Annotated in this window: 11 protein-coding genes and 3 rRNA genes; all 14 read right to left on the minus strand. The window is 65.7% G+C overall.

The window, feature by feature from the left end; all coding sequences use genetic code 11:
• Window position 1: 1 nt before the first annotated feature.
• Window positions 2-1,489, minus strand: coding sequence for a glutamate--tRNA ligase (gltX, locus tag ACRQ4B_RS13465; RefSeq protein ID WP_439691916.1), 1,488 nt, complete (start codon window positions 1,487-1,489; stop codon window positions 2-4).
• A 116-nt stretch (window positions 1,490-1,605) separates the two neighbouring features.
• Window positions 1,606-1,722 (minus strand): 5S ribosomal RNA (gene rrf / locus ACRQ4B_RS13470).
• Between the two features lie 140 nt (window positions 1,723-1,862).
• Window positions 1,863-4,990: ribosomal RNA gene (locus ACRQ4B_RS13475) — 23S ribosomal RNA — on the minus strand.
• Window positions 4,991-5,416: 426 nt separating this feature from the next.
• Window positions 5,417-6,938, minus strand: a 16S ribosomal RNA gene (locus ACRQ4B_RS13480).
• The 16S, 23S and 5S rRNA genes sit together here, the layout of an rRNA operon.
• Window positions 6,939-7,438: 500 nt before the next feature.
• A complete protein-coding gene (locus ACRQ4B_RS13485; RefSeq protein ID WP_439691917.1) occupies window positions 7,439-8,209 on the minus strand; it encodes a fumarylacetoacetate hydrolase family protein in 771 nt (256 codons plus the stop codon).
• Between the two features lie 29 nt (window positions 8,210-8,238).
• Window positions 8,239-9,348: a branched-chain amino acid aminotransferase gene (locus ACRQ4B_RS13490; RefSeq protein ID WP_439691918.1), complete on the minus strand. Its 1,110-nt coding sequence runs from the start codon at window positions 9,346-9,348 to the stop codon at window positions 8,239-8,241.
• 15 nt (window positions 9,349-9,363) lie between these two features.
• Window positions 9,364-10,446, minus strand: a complete 1,083-nt coding sequence (locus tag ACRQ4B_RS13495) for a 3-isopropylmalate dehydrogenase (protein WP_439691919.1) — start codon at window positions 10,444-10,446, stop codon at window positions 9,364-9,366.
• Between the two features lie 13 nt (window positions 10,447-10,459).
• Window positions 10,460-12,049, minus strand: coding sequence for a phosphoglycerate dehydrogenase (gene serA / locus ACRQ4B_RS13500; RefSeq protein WP_439691920.1), 1,590 nt, complete (start codon window positions 12,047-12,049; stop codon window positions 10,460-10,462).
• Window positions 12,050-12,205: 156 nt separating this feature from the next.
• Entirely contained in the window at window positions 12,206-12,586 is a 381-nt protein-coding gene (locus ACRQ4B_RS13505) for a hypothetical protein (RefSeq protein WP_439691921.1), read from the minus strand.
• Entirely contained in the window at window positions 12,583-13,023 is a 441-nt protein-coding gene (locus tag ACRQ4B_RS13510) for a hypothetical protein (RefSeq protein ID WP_439691922.1), read from the minus strand. The genes ACRQ4B_RS13505 and ACRQ4B_RS13510 overlap by 4 nt, the downstream gene beginning before the upstream one ends.
• Before the next feature lie 61 nt (window positions 13,024-13,084).
• Window positions 13,085-14,275 carry a mannitol-1-phosphate 5-dehydrogenase gene (locus tag ACRQ4B_RS13515; RefSeq protein WP_439691923.1) on the minus strand — a complete coding sequence of 397 codons (1,191 nt, stop codon included), beginning with the start codon at window positions 14,273-14,275 and terminating at the stop codon, window positions 13,085-13,087.
• Window positions 14,276-14,482: 207 nt separating this feature from the next.
• On the minus strand, window positions 14,483-15,508 hold the full coding sequence (ilvC, locus tag ACRQ4B_RS13520; protein WP_439691924.1) for a ketol-acid reductoisomerase: 1,026 nt from the start codon (window positions 15,506-15,508) through the stop codon (window positions 14,483-14,485).
• A 41-nt stretch (window positions 15,509-15,549) separates the two neighbouring features.
• A complete protein-coding gene (gene ilvN / locus ACRQ4B_RS13525; protein WP_079236388.1) occupies window positions 15,550-16,050 on the minus strand; it encodes an acetolactate synthase small subunit in 501 nt (166 codons plus the stop codon).
• A complete protein-coding gene (locus tag ACRQ4B_RS13530; RefSeq protein ID WP_439691925.1) occupies window positions 16,047-17,870 on the minus strand; it encodes an acetolactate synthase large subunit in 1,824 nt (607 codons plus the stop codon). The genes ilvN and ACRQ4B_RS13530 overlap by 4 nt, the downstream gene beginning before the upstream one ends.
• Window positions 17,871-17,872 lie beyond the last annotated feature (2 nt).

Raw genomic sequence — 17,872 nt, forward strand, 5'->3', positions numbered from 1 at the left:
GTCAACGGTCCGCGAGCCGACGCAGGCGCGTGACGGTGGAGTCCTTGCCGAGGATCTCCATCGACTCGAACAGCGGCGGGCTCACCCGACGACCGGACACCGCGACGCGCAGCGGACCGAACGCCAGCCGGGGCTTCAGCCCGAGCCCGTCGATGAGCGCCGCGCGCAGGGCGCCCTCGATCGCCTCGGTCGTCCACGCGTCGAGCGGCTCGAGCGCGGCGATGCTCGCGCGGAGCACGTCACCGGCGTCGGGCTTCAGCGTGCCGAGCGCGTCGTCCTCGACCACGAGGTCGTCGTCGGAGGTGAACAGGAACCCGAGCATGCCCGGGGCCTCCCCCAGCAGCTGCATGCGCTCCTGCACCAGGGGCGCGGCCTTGGTCAGGACCGCGAGCTGCTCCGGCGTCGCCGGGTCGCTCACGACGTCCGTCAGGTACGGCAGCAGGCGGTCACGGAAGTCCTCGGCGCCGAGCAGGCGGATGTGGTCGCCGTTGATCGCCTCGGCCTTCTTGTGGTCGAAACGGGCCGGGTTCGGGTTCACGTCGGTCACGTCGAACGCGGCCACCATCTCGTCGATCGAGAAGACGTCCCGGTCGGCGCCGATCGACCAGCCGAGCAGTGCGAGGTAGTTGACGAGCCCCTCGGGGATCATGCCTGCGGCGCGGTGGTGGAACAGGTTCGATTCGGGGTCGCGCTTCGAGAGCTTCTTGTTTCCCTCACCCATCACGTACGGCAGGTGACCGAACACCGGGATGAACTCCGCGAGGCCGACCTCGTACAAGGCCTCGTACAGGGCGATCTGGCGCGGGGTCGACGACAGCAGGTCCTCGCCGCGCAGGACGTGCGTCACGCCCATGAGCGCGTCGTCGACGGGGTTCGTGAACGTGTACAGCGGCTTGCCGTTCGGACGGACCACCACGAAGTCGGGGAACGTGCCCTGCTTGAAGGTGATCTCCCCGCGGACGAGGTCCTGGAAGCTCAGGTCGCGGTCGGGGACCCGCAGACGGAGCGCCGGCTCGCGCCCCTGGTCGCGGAAGGCCTGGCGCTCGGCGTCGGTGAGGTCGCGCTCGTGGTTGTCGTAGCCCTGCTTGGGGTCACGCCCGGCGGCCTTGTTGCGGGCCTCCATCTCCTCCGGCGTGACGAAGGACTCGTACACGTGACCGGACGCCGTGAGCTTCGCGATGACGTCCTCGTACACGTCCGATCGCTCGGACTGCCGGTACGGTCCGTGCGGGCCGCCGGCCTCCACCCCTTCGTCCCAGTCGAGCTCGAGCCACCGCAGCGCCTCGAGGATCTGGGCGTACGATTCCTCGCTGTCCCGCGCGGCGTCGGTGTCCTCGATGCGGAACACGAGCTTGCCGCCGGTGTGCCGCGCGTACGCCCAGTTGAACAGGGCGGTACGGATGAGCCCGACGTGGGGCGTCCCCGTCGGGCTCGGGCAGAAGCGGACACGGACGTCGGAGCCGGTGGCGGTGGTGAATGGCGCAGTCATGACTCGACGATCCTACCGGCCCGGCACCCGCCCCCACGAGGCCGAGGGAATCCCTTGGGGACGCAGAAAACCCCTGACCAGTGCTGGTCAGGGGTTCCCTGGTGTTGCAACGTTGAGTCCGGCGGCGTCCTACTCTCCCACAAGGTCCCCCTTGCAGTACCATCGGCGCTGAGAGGCTTAGCTTCCGGGTTCGGAATGTGACCGGGCGTTTCCCTCTCGCTATGACCACCGGAACACCTTCGACATGATCCGTGACGGATCATGAAAGCTGTCCCGCGCGTCGGCGCGGTATTCAGTTTCATGTTCCCGATCGTCTGTCGGGAACCACAAAGTGGACGCGAGCCCCACACCCGGAAGTGTGGGAAATAATTGTGTTGTCAAGTCTTCGGCTTATTAGTACCGGTCAGCTCCACGGGTCGTTAGTCCCCGCTTCCACATCCGGCCTATCAACCCAGTAGTCTGCTGGGAGCCTCTCACACTCAAGGTGCATGGAAATCTCATCTCGAAGACGGCTTCCCGCTTAGATGCTTTCAGCGGTTATCCGGTCCGAACGTAGCTAATCAGCGGTGCCCTTGGCAGAACAACTGACACACCAGAGGTTCGTCCATCCCGGTCCTCTCGTACTAGGGATAGATCTTCTCAAATTTCCAACGCGCGCAGCGGATAGGGACCGAACTGTCTCACGACGTTCTAAACCCAGCTCGCGTACCGCTTTAATGGGCGAACAGCCCAACCCTTGGGACCTACTCCAGCCCCAGGATGCGACGAGCCGACATCGAGGTGCCAAACCATGCCGTCGATATGGACTCTTGGGCAAGATCAGCCTGTTATCCCCGAGGTACCTTTTATCCGTTGAGCGACAGCGCTTCCACAAGCCACTGCCGGATCACTAGTCCCGACTTTCGTCCCTGCTCGACCTGTCAGTCTCACAGTCAAGCTCCCTTGTGCACTTACACTCGCCACCTGATTGCCAACCAGGTTGAGGGAACCTTTGGGCGCCTCCGTTACTCTTTGGGAGGCAACCGCCCCAGTTAAACTACCCATCAGGCACTGTCCATGAACCCGATCAGGGTCCTACGTTAGACATCCAAAGTGACCAGAGTGGTATTTCAACAATGACTCCACGAACACTAGCGTGCCCGCTTCACAGTCTCCCACCTATCCTACACAAGCCACTCCGAACACCAATACCAAACTGTAGTAAAGGTCACGGGGTCTTTCCGTCCTGCTGCGCGTAACGAGCATCTTTACTCGTAGTGCAATTTCGCCGAGTTCGCGGTTGAGACAGCTGGGAAGTCGTTACGCCATTCGTGCAGGTCGGAACTTACCCGACAAGGAATTTCGCTACCTTAGGATGGTTATAGTTACCACCGCCGTTTACTGGGGCTTAAATTCAGAGCTTCGCCCAAAGGCTAACCCCTCCTCTTAACCTTCCAGCACCGGGCAGGCGTCAGTCCGTATACATCGTCTTGCGACTTCGCACGGACCTGTGTTTTTAGTAAACAGTCGCTTCCCACTGGTCTCTGCGGCCTTCAACGCTCACGGAGCAAGTCCGGTCACGTGTCCGGCCCCCCTTCTCCCGAAGTTACGGGGGCATTTTGCCGAGTTCCTTAACCACGATTCTCTCGATCTCCTTGGTATTCTCTACCTGACCACCTGAGTCGGTTTCGGGTACGGGCGGCTGCAACCTCGCGTCGATGCTTTTCTCGGCAGCATAGGATCACTGATTTCCCCTTACGGGTACGCGTCGGATCTCAGGCGTACAGACGACGGATTTGCCTATCGTCAGCCCTACATCCTTACACCAGGTTCACCTTACGGATACCATCGCCTGGCTCAGCTACCTTCCTGCGTCACACCTGTTCATACGCTAACCGCACCAGCATGGGGTCGAGCGTTAGACCGGACCGCATCACCCCGAAGGGATCCGCTGATACCGGGTTAGGACTCTTAGCACCACTGGATTAGCTTGGGCGGTTGTTCGCCGGTACGGGAATATCAACCCGTTGTCCATCGACTACGCCTGTCGGCCTCGCCTTAGGTCCCGACTTACCCAGGGCGGATTAACCTGGCCCTGGAACCCTTGGTCTTTCGGAGGACGGGTTTCTCACCCGTCTTTCGCTACTCATGCCTGCATTCTCACTCGTGTAGCGTCCACGGCTGGATCACTCCGCCGCTTCACTCGCCACACGACGCTCTCCTACCACTCCGCACGACTGAACCACGAAGGCTTATCGAGTGTGCGAAATCTACAACTTCGGCGGTGTGCTTGAGCCCCGTTACATTGTCGGCGCGGAATCACTTGACCAGTGAGCTATTACGCACTCTTTCAAGGGTGGCTGCTTCTAAGCCAACCTCCTGGTTGTCTGTGCAACTCCACATCCTTTCCCACTTAGCACACGCTTAGGGGCCTTAGTTGGTAGTCTGGGTTGTTTCCCTCTCGACGATGAAGCTTATCCCCCACCGTCTCACTGCTGCGCTCTCACTCACCGGCATTCGGAGTTTGGCTGACGTCAGTAACCTGTTGAGGCCCATCGGCCATCCAGTAGCTCTACCTCCGGCGAGAAACACGCAACGCTGCACCTAAATGCATTTCGGAGAGAACCAGCTATCACGAAGTTTGATTGGCCTTTCACCCCTATCCACAGCTCATCCCCTCCATTTTCAACTGAAGTGGGTTCGGTCCTCCACGACGTCTTACCGTCGCTTCAACCTGGCCATGGATAGATCACTTCGCTTCGGGTCTAGGACATGCGACTGAAACGCCCTATTCAGACTCGCTTTCGCTACGGCTGCCCCACACGGGTTAACCTCGCCACATATCACTAACTCGCAGGCTCATTCTTCAAAAGGCACGCCGTCACCCCTACAAGGAGGCTCCGACGGTTTGTAAGCAAACGGTTTCAGGTACTATTTCACTCCCCTCCCGGGGTACTTTTCACCTTTCCCTCACGGTACTTGTCCGCTATCGGTCATCTGGGAGTATTTAGGCTTATCAGGTGGTCCTGACAGATTCACACGGGATTTCTCGGGCCCCGTGCTACTTGGGATACACATCCGGCCATAACACCATTTCGTCTACGGGGCTGGCACCCACTACGGCCCGGCTTTCAAACCGGTTCGACTATGATGCGCTGTAACCGCCCCAGTCCGGCAGAACTGAGCGACGTGTCCCACAACCCCGACCATGCAACGCCCGCCGGCTATCACACATGATCGGTTTAGCCTCATCCGCTTTCGCTCGCCACTACTCACGGAATCACATGTTGTTTTCTCTTCCTGTGGGTACTGAGATGTTTCACTTCCCCACGTTCCCTCTACCCGCCCTATATATTCAGGCGGGAGTCACCAGGTCACAAAAGCGCCCAGCGGGGTTTCCCCATTCGGAAATCCTCGGCTCACAGCTCGATTATCAGCTCCCCGAGGCTTATCGCAGATTTCTACGTCCTTCTTCGGCTCCAGATGCCAAGGCATCCACCGTTTGCTCTTAGAAACTTGACCACAAAGATTAAAATTGCGATCGACTCGAACAATCACCACACCCGAAGGCCTGGTCATCGTCACGAGCGATCTAAGATGCTCGCGTCCACTGTGTAGTTCTCAACATACGATCGGCACCACACTCCCCCGACACTCACGCATCAGCTTCATGCAGCCCACCGAAGAACCGTGACGGATCACTCCGCCGGCTCAACCCCCAACCCATCACAGGTCAGGAAGCCTGGTCCCTCAGGACCCAACAACGTGCACCAGCCACCCCGCTTCCCACCAACCCGTTCCCACCCGAACCCGAAAGCCCGAACGTACTGAGGTCGGCAGCTGCGCTGACGACTGCACTGTCAATGTTCCACCCATGAGCTACCGGCGAGAACGTTCGTCTCGATCCGGCGCCTGGACACCACTTCCGTGATGCCAGATGCTCCTTAGAAAGGAGGTGATCCAGCCGCACCTTCCGGTACGGCTACCTTGTTACGACTTAGTCCTAATCACCGATCCCACCTTCGACGGCTCCTTCCACAAGGGTTAGGCCACCGGCTTCGGGTGTTACCGACTTTCATGACTTGACGGGCGGTGTGTACAAGGCCCGGGAACGTATTCACCGCAGCGTTGCTGATCTGCGATTACTAGCGACTCCGACTTCATGAGGTCGAGTTGCAGACCTCAATCCGAACTGAGACCGGCTTTTTGGGATTCGCTCCACCTTACGGTATCGCAGCCCTTTGTACCGGCCATTGTAGCATGCGTGAAGCCCAAGACATAAGGGGCATGATGATTTGACGTCATCCCCACCTTCCTCCGAGTTGACCCCGGCAGTCTCCTATGAGTCCCCGCCATAACGCGCTGGCAACATAGAACGAGGGTTGCGCTCGTTGCGGGACTTAACCCAACATCTCACGACACGAGCTGACGACAACCATGCACCACCTGTACACCGACCACAAGGGGGCGACCATCTCTGGCCGTTTCCGGTGTATGTCAAGCCTTGGTAAGGTTCTTCGCGTTGCATCGAATTAATCCGCATGCTCCGCCGCTTGTGCGGGCCCCCGTCAATTCCTTTGAGTTTTAGCCTTGCGGCCGTACTCCCCAGGCGGGGCGCTTAATGCGTTAGCTACGACACAGAAACCGTGGAAAGGTCCCTACATCTAGCGCCCAACGTTTACGGCATGGACTACCAGGGTATCTAATCCTGTTCGCTCCCCATGCTTTCGCTCCTCAGCGTCAGTTACGGCCCAGAGATCTGCCTTCGCCATCGGTGTTCCTCCTGATATCTGCGCATTCCACCGCTACACCAGGAATTCCAATCTCCCCTACCGCACTCTAGTCTGCCCGTACCCACTGCAAGCCCGAGGTTGAGCCTCGGGATTTCACAGCAGACGCGACAAACCGCCTACGAGCTCTTTACGCCCAATAATTCCGGACAACGCTTGCACCCTACGTATTACCGCGGCTGCTGGCACGTAGTTAGCCGGTGCTTTTTCTGCAGGTACCGTCACTTTCGCTTCTTCCCTACTAAAAGAGGTTTACAACCCGAAGGCCGTCATCCCTCACGCGGCGTTGCTGCATCAGGCTTTCGCCCATTGTGCAATATTCCCCACTGCTGCCTCCCGTAGGAGTCTGGGCCGTGTCTCAGTCCCAGTGTGGCCGGTCACCCTCTCAGGCCGGCTACCCGTCGTCGCCTTGGTGAGCCATTACCTCACCAACAAGCTGATAGGCCGCGAGTCCATCCCCAACCAAAAAATCTTTCCACCACCAGACCATGCGGCCGGCAGTCATATCCAGTATTAGACGTCGTTTCCAACGCTTATCCCAGAGTCAGGGGCAGGTTACTCACGTGTTACTCACCCGTTCGCCACTAATCCACCCAGCAAGCTGGGCATCATCGTTCGACTTGCATGTGTTAAGCACGCCGCCAGCGTTCGTCCTGAGCCAGGATCAAACTCTCCGTAAAAAAATACAGACCCAACACCCGAAGGCATCAGACCGAGTTGAAACTGACTGTTGACTGTCTACTGACAATCTTCAATCCAAAAGGAATTGTCTCCGAACCCACCAACCAAAGCCAGTGAGTCACGGGGTCAATAAATTGGCATTGACAATGTGCACGCTGTTGAGTTCTCAAGGACCAGACGCACTCCCCGCTCGACCTCGAAAGAGATTCCGCCAGAGAGGCATTTCGTCTCACCCGGAAGACACCACTCGAGAGTGGGGCTTCATCGGGATGTGTTGCCTGAGCGGGACCCCGTCCGGACTGCATCCCCGGGGCATTCGCTCCGGTGACCGTCTCAGCCGTTCCGTTCTCCGCCTCAGCGGCAACGAGTGATTACTCTACACACGCCCCGGGGGCCCCGCCAACCGGCCCACCGCCCGGGCGTGTCGCGTGGCCGGATCCGCGCGGGGACGCGGAACGGCCCGCCCCCGGGTGGGGAGCGGGCCGTTCGGTGGTGCGGGTCAGTGGCGGGCGATGACCGGGTTCTTCAGCGTGCCCAGTCCGGAGATCGTCACCTCGACGACCTCGCCGTCGCGGATCTCGCCGACGCCGGCCGGCGTCCCGGTCAGGATCACGTCACCGGGCAGCAGGGTCCAGATCGACGAGATGAACTCGATGAGGGACGGGATGTCGTGCACCATCTCGCTGGTCGAGCCGACCTGCCGCAAGTCGCCGTCGACGCGGGTCTCGATGCGGATGTCCGACGGGTCGATCTCGGTCTCGATCGCGGGGCCGAGCGGGCAGAACGTGTCGAACCCCTTGGCACGGGTCCACTGGCCGTCGCGGGCCTGCAGGTCACGGGCGGTCACGTCGTTCGCGATCGTGTACCCGAGGATGACGCTCGCGAAGTCCTCACGCGTCACGTTCTTGGCGAGGGAGCCGATCACGATGGCGAGCTCGCCCTCGTGGTCGACGCGGCCGACACCCGCCGGCAGTCGGATCGGGTCCTCGGGACCGATCACCGCGGTGTTCGGCTTGAGGAACACCACGGGGTCGTCCCCGGCGCGCTCGTCCATCTCCGACGCGTGTTCCGCGTAGTTGAGCCCGACGCCGATGACCTTCGACCGCGGGATGACCGGCGCCAGGAGCTTGGCGTCCGCGAGCGGCACCCGCTCCCCCGTGGTCTCGAACCCCTGGTACATCGGGTCCCCCGCCAACACGACCAGGTCGCGCTCGTCGAGGATGCCGTACCGCGGGTCTTCACCCTTGCTGCTGAACCGTGCGATCTTCACCGTTGGAGCCTACCGACGCTCGCCTGACCTCAGGCCGGGTCGGTCAGGCGCGTCATCCAGCCGTGCGGGTCCGGACGGCGGCCGTACTGGATGTCGGTGAGCTCGTCACGGAGCGACATGGTGAGCTCGCCGGCGCCCACCGTCGGCGACCCGATCGTGAAGCCCTCGCCGCGCAGCTCAGCGATCGGGGTCACCACGGCGGCGGTGCCGCACGCGAAGGCCTCGGTGATGGAGCCGTCGGCCACGCCGTCGCGCCACTCGTCGAGGGTCACCCGACGGCGCTCGACGCGGAGACCGCGGTCCTCCGCCAGCTGCAGGATGGAGTCGCGGGTGATCCCCTCGAGGATCGAGTCGGAGTCCGGCGTCACGAGCGTGCCGTCCGCCTTGACCAGGACGACGTTCATGCCGCCGAGCTCCTCGAGGTACTTGCCCTCGACCGAGTCGAGGAACATGACCTGCTGGCAGCCGTGCTCGTACGCCTCCTGCTGGGGCAGCAGCGACGACGCGTAGTTGCCGCCGGTCTTCGCGGCGCCCGTCCCGCCCTTCCCGGCGCGGGCGTACTGCGTCGAGAGCCAGATCGACACCGGCTTCGGCCCCGAGGTGAAGTACGCGCCCGCGGGGCTCGCGATGCAGTGGTAGGCCACGGCCTGCGCTGCCCGCACCCCGAGGAAGGACTCGGTCGCGATCATGAACGGCCGCAGGTACAGGCTGGTCTCCGGCGCGTCTGGCACCCAGTCGACGTCGGTCTGCACGAGCCGGCGGATCGACTCGACGAACGTCTCCACCGGCAGCTCAGGGAGCGCCAGTCGCCGCGCGGACCGCTGGAACCGGCGGGCATTGGCGTCCGGGCGGAAGGTCCAGACCGAGCCGTCCTCGTGCCGGTACGCCTTCAGCCCCTCGAAGATCTCCTGCGCGTAGTGCAGGACACTCGCGCTCGGGTCGAGGCTGATCGGTCCGTACTGGTGGACCGAGGCATCGTGCCACCCGGCGTCCAGCGTCCACTGCACGGTGGCCATGTGGTCCGTGAAGTGCTTGCCGAAGCCCGGGTCGGCGAGGATCTCCTCACGCTCGGCCGCGGCCCGGCGCTCGGCCGAGGGGGTGGTGGCGAACTCGAGGCCGAAGGCGGTGTCGGTGCTCATCTGGGGAGACTCCTGTCAGGCGGTGGTGGTGCGTGCCGTGGCCGCGGCGGCGATGGCGTCGCCGATCTCGGCCGTGCGACGCTGCGTGGTGCCCCGGTCAGCCAGATCGGCCTCGACCGCCCGCGTGACCGCCGATGCGAGATCGCCGCGACCGAGGTGGTCGAGCAGCAGTGCGACGGAGAGGATGGCGGCCGTGGGATCGGCCTTCTGCTGACCCGCGATGTCCGGCGCGGAGCCGTGGACCGGCTCGAACATGCTGGGGAAGGTGCCGTCCGGGTTGATGTTGCCCGAGGCCGCCAGACCGATGCCGCCGCTGATCGCGCCGGCCAGGTCGGTGATGATGTCGCCGAAGAGGTTGTCGGTGACGATGACGTCGAACCTAGCAGGTTCCTTCACCATGTGGATCGTGACGGCGTCGACGTGCTGGTAGTCCACGGTGACGTCCGGGTACTCCTGTCCGACGGCCGCGACGGTGCGCTGCCACAGCGCCCCGGCGTGCACGAGCACGTTGCTCTTGTGCACGAGCGTCAGGTGCTTCCGCGCGCGGCGGTCCGCGAGTTCGAAGGCGTACCGCACGACCCGCTCGACCCCGTACGCGGTGTTGAGCGAGACCTCGGTGGCGATCTCGTGCGGGGTGCCGGTGCGGATCGCGCCGCCGTTGCCGACGTACGGCCCCTCGGTGCCCTCGCGCACGACGACGAAGTCGACCTCGCCCGGTTCGGCGAGCGGGGTCCCGACGGCGTCGTACACCTTCGTCGGACGCAGGTTGACGTAGTGGTCGAAGGCGAACCGCAGCTTCAGCAGCAGCCCGCGCTCGATGATCCCACCGGCGAGGCGCGGGTCGCGGGGGTCCCCGCCGACCGCGCCGAGCAGGATCGCGTCGTGCCGGGCGATGGCGGACATGTCGTCCTCGGTGAGGATGTCGCCGGTCTCGAGGAACCGCGAGGCCCCGAGCGAGAACGGGGTCTCCTCGACGACGAGGTCGGCCGGGAGGACCGCGCGCAGCACCTTGAGCGCCTCGTCGACGACCTCCGGACCGATCCCGTCGCCGCGGATGACGGCGAGCCGCACCGTCTGCACTGTGTTGACCTCGGACATGTCCGCCACTCCCCTACAGCGTGATGTCGATCTCGCGGAGCGATGCCGCGTCGATCGTGGACCGGACGTGCTCGAGGATCTCGGCCGGCACCGGCGAGTCGACGGTCAGGACGCTGAGCGCCTGCCCGCCCGCTGCCTCGCGCGAGATCTGCATCGCCGCGATGTTGATGCCGGCGTCCCCGAACTCCTTGCCGTAGACGGCGACGATGCCCGGGCGGTCCGTGTAGACCATCACCACGTGGTGTTCGGCGAGGGCGACCTCGACGTCGTGGCCGTTGATCTCCACGAGCTTCGCGATCTGCTTCGGGCCCGTGAGGGTGCCGGACACGCTGATAGCGGGACCGTCGGACTGCGCGCCGCGGATCGTCAGGACGTTGCGGTACTCCGGGCTGTCGGAGTCGGTGATCAGCCGCACGCTCACCCCGCGCTGCTCCGCGATGAGCGGTGCGTTGACGTAGGACACCTGGTCGCTGACGACGTCGGTGAAGACGCCCTTCAGCGCCGCGAGCTTCAGCACGCTGACGTCGAACTCGGCGAGTTCACCGTGGACCTCGACGTCGATGCTCGTGACCGGCGAGGTGGCGAGGCCGGTGAAGACCTGGCCGAGCTTCTCGACGAGCGGGATGCCCGGACGCACGTACGGGTCGATGACGCCACCGGCGACGTTGACCGCGTCGGGGACGAGTTCGCCGCCGAGCGCGAGCCGGACCGACTTGGCGACCGAGACGCCCGCCTTCTCCTGTGCCTCGTCCGTCGAGGCACCGAGGTGCGGCGTCACGACGACGTTCGGCAGGGACACCAGGGGCGAGTCCTTCGGCGGCTCGGAGACGAAGACGTCGAGCCCGGCGCCGGCGATCGTGTTCGAGGTGAGCGCACGGTGCAGTGCGTCCTCGTCGATCAACCCACCGCGGGCGACGTTCACGACGAAGGCCGTCGGCTTCATCAGCGCGAACTGCTCGTCCGAGATCATGCCGACCGTCTCCGGCGTCTTCGGCATGTGGATCGTGGTGAAGTCGGCGCGCTTGAGGAGGTCCTCGAGCGAGACGAGCTCGACGCCCAGCTGCTGGGCGCGCGCGGTGGTGACGTACGGGTCGTACGCGATCACCTGGACGCCGAAGGCCTGGAGCCGCTGCGTGATGAGCGCCCCGATGCGGCCGAGACCGATGATGCCGACGGTCTTCTCGTACAGCTCCACACCGGTGTACGACGACCGCTTCCACGCCCCGGCGGCCAGCGACGCGTGCGCGGCCGGGATGTGGCGCGCGAGCGACAGGATGTGGCCGACCGTGAGCTCGGCGGCGGAGATGATGTTCGACGTCGGCGCGTTCACGACCATGACACCGGCGGTGGTGGCCGCCTTGATGTCGACGTTGTCGAGACCGACGCCGGCACGGGCGACGACCTTGAGGTTCGGGGCCGCGGCGATCGCCTCGGCGTCGACCTTGGTGGCGGAGCGCACCAGGATGGCGTGCGCGTCGGCGAGGGAGGCCAGGAGCGCGGGGCGGTCGGTACCGTCCACGTTCCGGATCTCGAAGTCGGGCCCGAGGGCGTCGACTGTGGCGGGCGAGAGTTCTTCGGCGATCAGGACGACCGGCTTCGGCACAGCTGCAGTTTCCTCACACGAGACGGGCGGTATCCCACCATCGTATCGACGTGCGCAGGTGGTTACGACCGCAGGACGGGTCCTGCGGGGAACCACACGACGGACGGGAGGCGCGGTGCCGGCCGACACCGTGCCTCCTGTCCGGTCGTCGGTGCGTCAGAAGTCGAGCAGACGCGGGACGAAGAGCTGCAGGTCCAGCCACAGCGCGCCGGCCGCGGCGAAGGCGAGCACGAAGATGCCGATCGTCACCGCGAGCCGGGCGCGACGGCTCGCCCACAGGGCGACCACGAACGCCACGGGCGCGATCGCGATGTCGAGCACGAGCCACACCCACGGGGTGTCGCGGGTGAGCGTGCTCCCACCCGAGGCCGTGCCGAGGAACTCGTTGAAGGCACGGACCGACTGCGAGACGGTGACGAGGTTGCCGACGCTCTGCACCGTCATGTAGGCGAACAGCACGGCGAACACGGCCCACACCACGATCCGGCCGGCGAGGGACCCCGGCGCGCGGCGGGCGGTCGGCGTCGCCGCGGTCACCCGAAGCTCCGCGTCATCAGGAACGGCCACGGGAAGAGGACGGCCGCCCCGAGCAGCATCCAGAGCAGGCGCGTGCGGGTGCGTCGACCACGTCCGGCCCAGAGCACGACGGTGAACCAGAGCGCCGGGGCGACGATCGACAGGAAACGGAGGACCTCGACGAAGACCGTGAGCACGGTGTCGACGTTCGAGACGTACGAGGTCGACGCGGTGAGGAGCCACGCGACCGTGTAGAGCAGGTACAGCCCGCCGAAGACGCCGAACCCGATGAGCGACCCGGAGGTCTCCGGGGCCTCGGGGTCACGGGAGCCGCGGTCCTTGACGGCGACCGGGTTGTGCGCCGCGTCGACGTGGGTCGCGTCGTCGGCGTCGCCCCAGCTGAGGGCGTCGTCGTCGTGGTCGACCGAGCCGTCGGGCGGGGATGCTGCCGTGGTCATGCACCGATTCTACGAGCCGTGCCGTCATCGCTCGACCATGCGGGAGCTGGACGGGAGCCGATCAGGCGTCGGCGGGCTGCGTCTCCAGCACCTCGGCGACGACGTCGCGCACCGCCGGGAAGAGCGGGTGGCTCTCCATCAGGCCGGTGAGGATCTCCGTGAGCGCGTGCGCCGTCGCGCCGGAGCGGAGGAGCGCGTGCAGCTCGATCGACTCGGGGTCGTTCTCGTCGTCGAAGTCCAGTGCCACGCGGACGGCGCCGAGCAGGTGGTCGACGGGGAGCCCACGCTCGGCGAGCTGTGCGGCCGGCCCGACGAAGCGCTCGCGACGGCCGAGCTTCCGGAGCGGGTTGCGGCCGACCCGGACCGTGGTGTCCGGCAGGTGCGGGTTCGCGATGCGGGAGAGGTTCGCGGCGACGTAGCGCGCGTGCTCCTCCGGGTCGAAGCCGTGCTTGGCGACGAGGAGTGCGGTGGTCTCGGCGAGGACGCCGTCGACCTCGGCGCGGACGGCCGCGTCCTCGAGCGCTTCGCGGATGAGGCGGATGCCCCGGACGTAGCCGTGGTAAGCGGCCGTCGCGTGGGCGGTGTTCACGGTGTAGAGCTTCCGCTCGACGAACGGCTGCAGGTCGTCGACCCAGGTGACGCCGTCGATCGCGGGCGGTTCGGTGTCGGAGCCGGCGAACGGCGTGCGCTCGATGACCCACTCGTAGAAGGGCTCGAGGACGACGTCGAGGCCGCCGGACTGCCCGAGCACGCCGGACTGGTCTGGGACGATGCGGTCGATGGCGCAGTTCGCGAAGACGGCGGCGATGTCGCGGTCCTCCAGGATCGGCGCGCGTCGGATGCTGGCGTGCAGGGAGTCGGTCGCGTTGAAGGCGTTCTCGCACGCCACGACGGTGACGTCGCCGCGCTCGAGCGGACGTGCCGCGAGCCCCTCGGCGATCACGGGGGCGACGAGCGGCAGCGTGCGGGCGCCCACAGCGGTCGTGACGACGTCCGCCTCGGCGATGGCCTGGACCACCCGTTCACGGTCGGTCTTGCTGCTCAGCGCCGTGAACCCGTACACGAGGTGCTCGACCGGCATCTCGCCGACCTCGTGCACCACGAAGCGCCCGGCCTCGTTGAGGGCCGAGACGACGCGGTCGTCCACGTCGACGAAGGTCAGCTCGTAGCCGCTCGCGACCAGGAACTGGCCCACGAACCCACGCCCGATCTTGCCGGCGCCGATGTGGACCGCTCGCTTCGTCACCGCCATCCGACGATCCTCCCATGGGTCTCGGTGCGGTCCTGCCACGCGGCACGGAACGGGCGCGACGAGTGTCGCGCAGGTGCGGCGGGCACGGCGCAGGGACGCCGGACGGCGCCGTCGGGGATGTACTGGAGCTGCTGCATAACGTTCGGGTCACGCCGCGAGGCGGCGGTGCAGGCTGCACCGCCGCCTCGTCGTCGAGTCCCCGGAAGACTACCGCGCCGCGGAACCGTCCACGTAGTCGGCGTCGTTCGACTTCCACGCGAAGAGCGCGCGGAGCTCGCGGCCGGTGGCCTCGATCGGGTGGCCCTCGCCCTTGGCACGGAGCGCCTTGAACTCCGGCGCACCGGCGTCCTGGTCGTCGATGAAGCGCTTCGCGAAGGCACCGTTCTGGATGTCCGCGAGCACCGCCTTCATGTTCTCCTTGACGTCCGGCGAGATCACGCGCGGGCCGGAGACGTAGTCACCGAACTCGGCCGTGTCGGAGATCGACCAGCGCTGCTTGGTGAGGCCGCCCTCCCAGATGAGGTCGACGATGAGCTTGAGCTCGTGCAGCACCTCGAAGTAGGCGATCTGCGGCTGGTAGCCCGCCTCGACGAGGGTCTCGAAGCCGTACTGGATGAGCTGCGAGGTGCCACCGCAGAGGACGGCCTGCTCGCCGAACAGGTCGGTCTCGGTCTCCTCGGTGAACGTGGTCTTGATGCCGCCGGAGCGCAAGCCGCCGATGGCCTTCGAGTACGACCACGCGAGGTCCCAGGCGGAACCCGACGCGTCGACCTCGACGGCGACGATCACGGGGACGCCACGGCCGGCCTCGTACTCGCGGCGCACGGTGTGGCCCGGGCCCTTCGGCGCGACGAGCGACACGTCGACGCCCTCGGGCGCCTGGATGTAGCCGAAGCGGATGTTGAAGCCGTGGCCGAAGACGAGCGTGGCGCCCGGCTGGAGGTTCGGCTCGATGTCGTCCTTGTAGACGATGCGCTGGACCTGGTCCGGAGCGAGGATGACGACGACGTCCGCCCACTTCGTGACCTCGGCCGGGGTGAGGACGTCGAAGCCGGCCTCCTCGGCCTTCTGGCGGCTCTTCGAGCCCTCCTGCAGGCCGATCTTGACCTCGACACCCGAGTCACGGAGGTTGAGGGCGTGGGCGTGGCCCTGCGAGCCGTACCCGATGACGGCGACCTTCTTGCCCTGGATGAGGGTCAGGTCGGCGTCGGCGTCGTACACGATGTCAGTCACGAGGGTGTGTCTCCTTGGTTCTGGTGGTCTCGGGCGGGTGCTCAGCGCACCCGGTCGGTGATGCTCTTCGGTCCGCGGCCCATGCCGAGCAGGCCCGCACGGGCGAGTTCCTTGATGCCGTACGGCTCGAGCACGCGGAGGATCGCCTGGATCTTGCCGGGGTCCCCGGTGACCTCGACGACGAGGGAGTCGGTCGCCACGTCGACGACCTGGGCACGGAACAGGTTCACTGCTTCGAGCACCGCCGAGCGCGTCTGGTTGTCGACGCGCACCTTGACGAGCATGTGCTCGCGCTGGACGGACTGCGAGAAGTCCAGTTCGACGATCTTGATGACGTTGACCAGCTTGTTGAGCTGCTTCGTCACCTGCTCCAGCGGGAGGTCCTCGACGTCGACGACGACTGTGATCCGGGACAGGCCCTCGACCTCGGTGTTGCCCACGGCGAGCGACTCGATGTTGAACCCGCGGCGGGCGAACAGGCCCGCGACGCGGGTCAGCAGACCGGGCTTGTCCTCGACGAGGAGGGACAGGACGTGGCTCATGCGGTTTCCCCCGTCATGTCGGCGTCCTCGTCGTCCCAGGTGGGTGCGAGGGCCTGGGCGTACTCGATGGACGAGTTGCTGACGCCCTGCGGGACCATCGGCCAGACCATCGAGTCGCGGCTGACGACGAAGTCGATCACCACGGGACGGTCGTTCGTTTCGAGGGCGAGCTGGATCGCGGCGTCGACCTCCTCCGCCTTCTCGACGCGGATGCCGAGGGCACCGTAGGCGTCGGCGAGCTTGACGAAGTCCGGGACCCGGCGGGTGCCGTGTCCGGTCTGGAGGTCGGTGAAGGAGTGCCGGCCGTCGTAGAACAGCGTCTGCCACTGCCGCACCATGCCGAGCGACGAGTTGTTGATGACCGCGACCTTGATCGGGATGTCGTTGATGACGCAGGTCGCGAGCTCCTGGTTGGTCATCTGGAAGCAGCCGTCGCCGTCGATCGCCCAGACCACGCGGTCCGGCTCGGCGACCTTCGCCCCCATCGCGGCGGGGACCGAGTAGCCCATCGTGCCGGCGCCGCCGGAGTTGAGCCAGGCGTTCGGCCGCTCGTACCGGATGAACTGCGCGGACCACATCTGGTGCTGTCCGACGCCGGAGGCGAAGATGCCCTCCGGCCCGGTGAGCTCGCCGATGCGCTTGATGATCGCCTGCGGCGCGAGGAGTCCGTCGGTGGGCTCCGCGTACCCGAGCGGGAAGTCGACCTTGAGCTGCTCGAGCTTCGCCCACCACTCGGTGGTCGAGGCACGCTCGTCGGCCGGCACCCCGTTCCACGCGTCGAGCAGGTCCTTCAGCACCTCGCGTGCGTCGCCCACGATCGGGACGTCGGCGAAGCGGATCTTCGAGATCTCGGCGGGGTCGATGTCGACGTGCACGACCTTGGCGTTCGGCGCGAACTCGTCCGCCTTGCCGGTCACCCGGTCGTCGAACCGGGCGCCGAGGGCGATGATCAGGTCGCTGTCCTGCAGCCCGAGCACGGCCGGCACCGTGCCGTGCATGCCGGGCATGCCGAGGTGCTGGGCGTGGGAGTCCGGGAAGGCACCGCGGGCCATCAGCGTCGTGACGACCGGCGCACCGGTGGCCTCGGCGAACCGCAGCAGCTCGGCGGTGGCGCGGGAGCGGATGACGCCGCCGCCGACGTAGAGCACCGGGCGCTCGGACTCGGCGAGGAGCTGCGCCGCCGCGGCGATCTGCTTGCCGTGCGCCTTCGTGACCGGCCGGTAGCCGGGCAGGTCGATCTTCGGCGGCCAGACGTACGGCGCCGACTTCTGCTGGGCGTCCTTCGTGATGTCGACGAGCACGGGGCCGGGGCGCCCGGTCGTCGCGATCTGGTACGCGGCGGCGAGCGTCGCGGGGACGTCGGCCGGGTCGGTCACGAGGAACGAGTGCTTCGTGATCGGCATCGTGATGCCGACGATGTCGGCCTCCTGGAAGGCGTCCGTCCCCATCAGGGTCGAGAACACCTGTCCGGTGATGGCGATGAACGGCACCGAGTCCATGTAGGCGTCGGCGATCGCGGTGACGAGGTTCGTCGCCCCGGGGCCGGAGGTCGCGATGGCGACACCGACCTTGCCGGAGGCCGAGGCGTAGCCCTCGGCGGCGTGGCCGGCGCCCTGCTCGTGCCGGACGAGGATGTGGCGGATCGTCTCCGACGCCATGAGCTCGTCGTAGAACGGGATGATCGCACCGCCCGGCAGGCCGAAGACGTCGGTGATCCCGAGGTGCTCGAGCGTCCGGAGGACGGCTCCCGAGCCGGTCAGGGTCTCCGGCGTCCGGCGTGCACCGGCGGCCGCGGACAGCGGAGTGGCTTCCGTGGGCATGA

This window comes from Curtobacterium sp. SP.BCo (genome assembly GCF_051903265.1).
GTDB lineage: Bacteria > Actinomycetota > Actinomycetes > Actinomycetales > Microbacteriaceae > Curtobacterium.

What these genes read in the sequence shown, in the direction of transcription:
- ilvN (WP_079236388.1), bottom strand. Translation starts at nt 16,050, where the DNA reads ATGAGCCACGTCCTGTCCCTCCTCGTCGAGGACAAGCCCGGTCTGCTG.
- ACRQ4B_RS13490 (WP_439691918.1), bottom strand. Translation starts at nt 9,348, where the DNA reads ATGAGCACCGACACCGCCTTCGGCCTCGAGTTCGCCACCACCCCCTCG.
- ACRQ4B_RS13530 (WP_439691925.1), bottom strand. Translation starts at nt 17,870, where the DNA reads ATGCCCACGGAAGCCACTCCGCTGTCCGCGGCCGCCGGTGCACGCCGG.
- ACRQ4B_RS13495 (WP_439691919.1), bottom strand. Translation starts at nt 10,446, where the DNA reads ATGTCCGAGGTCAACACAGTGCAGACGGTGCGGCTCGCCGTCATCCGC.
- gltX (WP_439691916.1), bottom strand. Translation starts at nt 1,489, where the DNA reads ATGACTGCGCCATTCACCACCGCCACCGGCTCCGACGTCCGTGTCCGC.
- ACRQ4B_RS13515 (WP_439691923.1), bottom strand. Translation starts at nt 14,275, where the DNA reads ATGGCGGTGACGAAGCGAGCGGTCCACATCGGCGCCGGCAAGATCGGG.
- ACRQ4B_RS13510 (WP_439691922.1), bottom strand. Translation starts at nt 13,023, where the DNA reads ATGACCACGGCAGCATCCCCGCCCGACGGCTCGGTCGACCACGACGAC.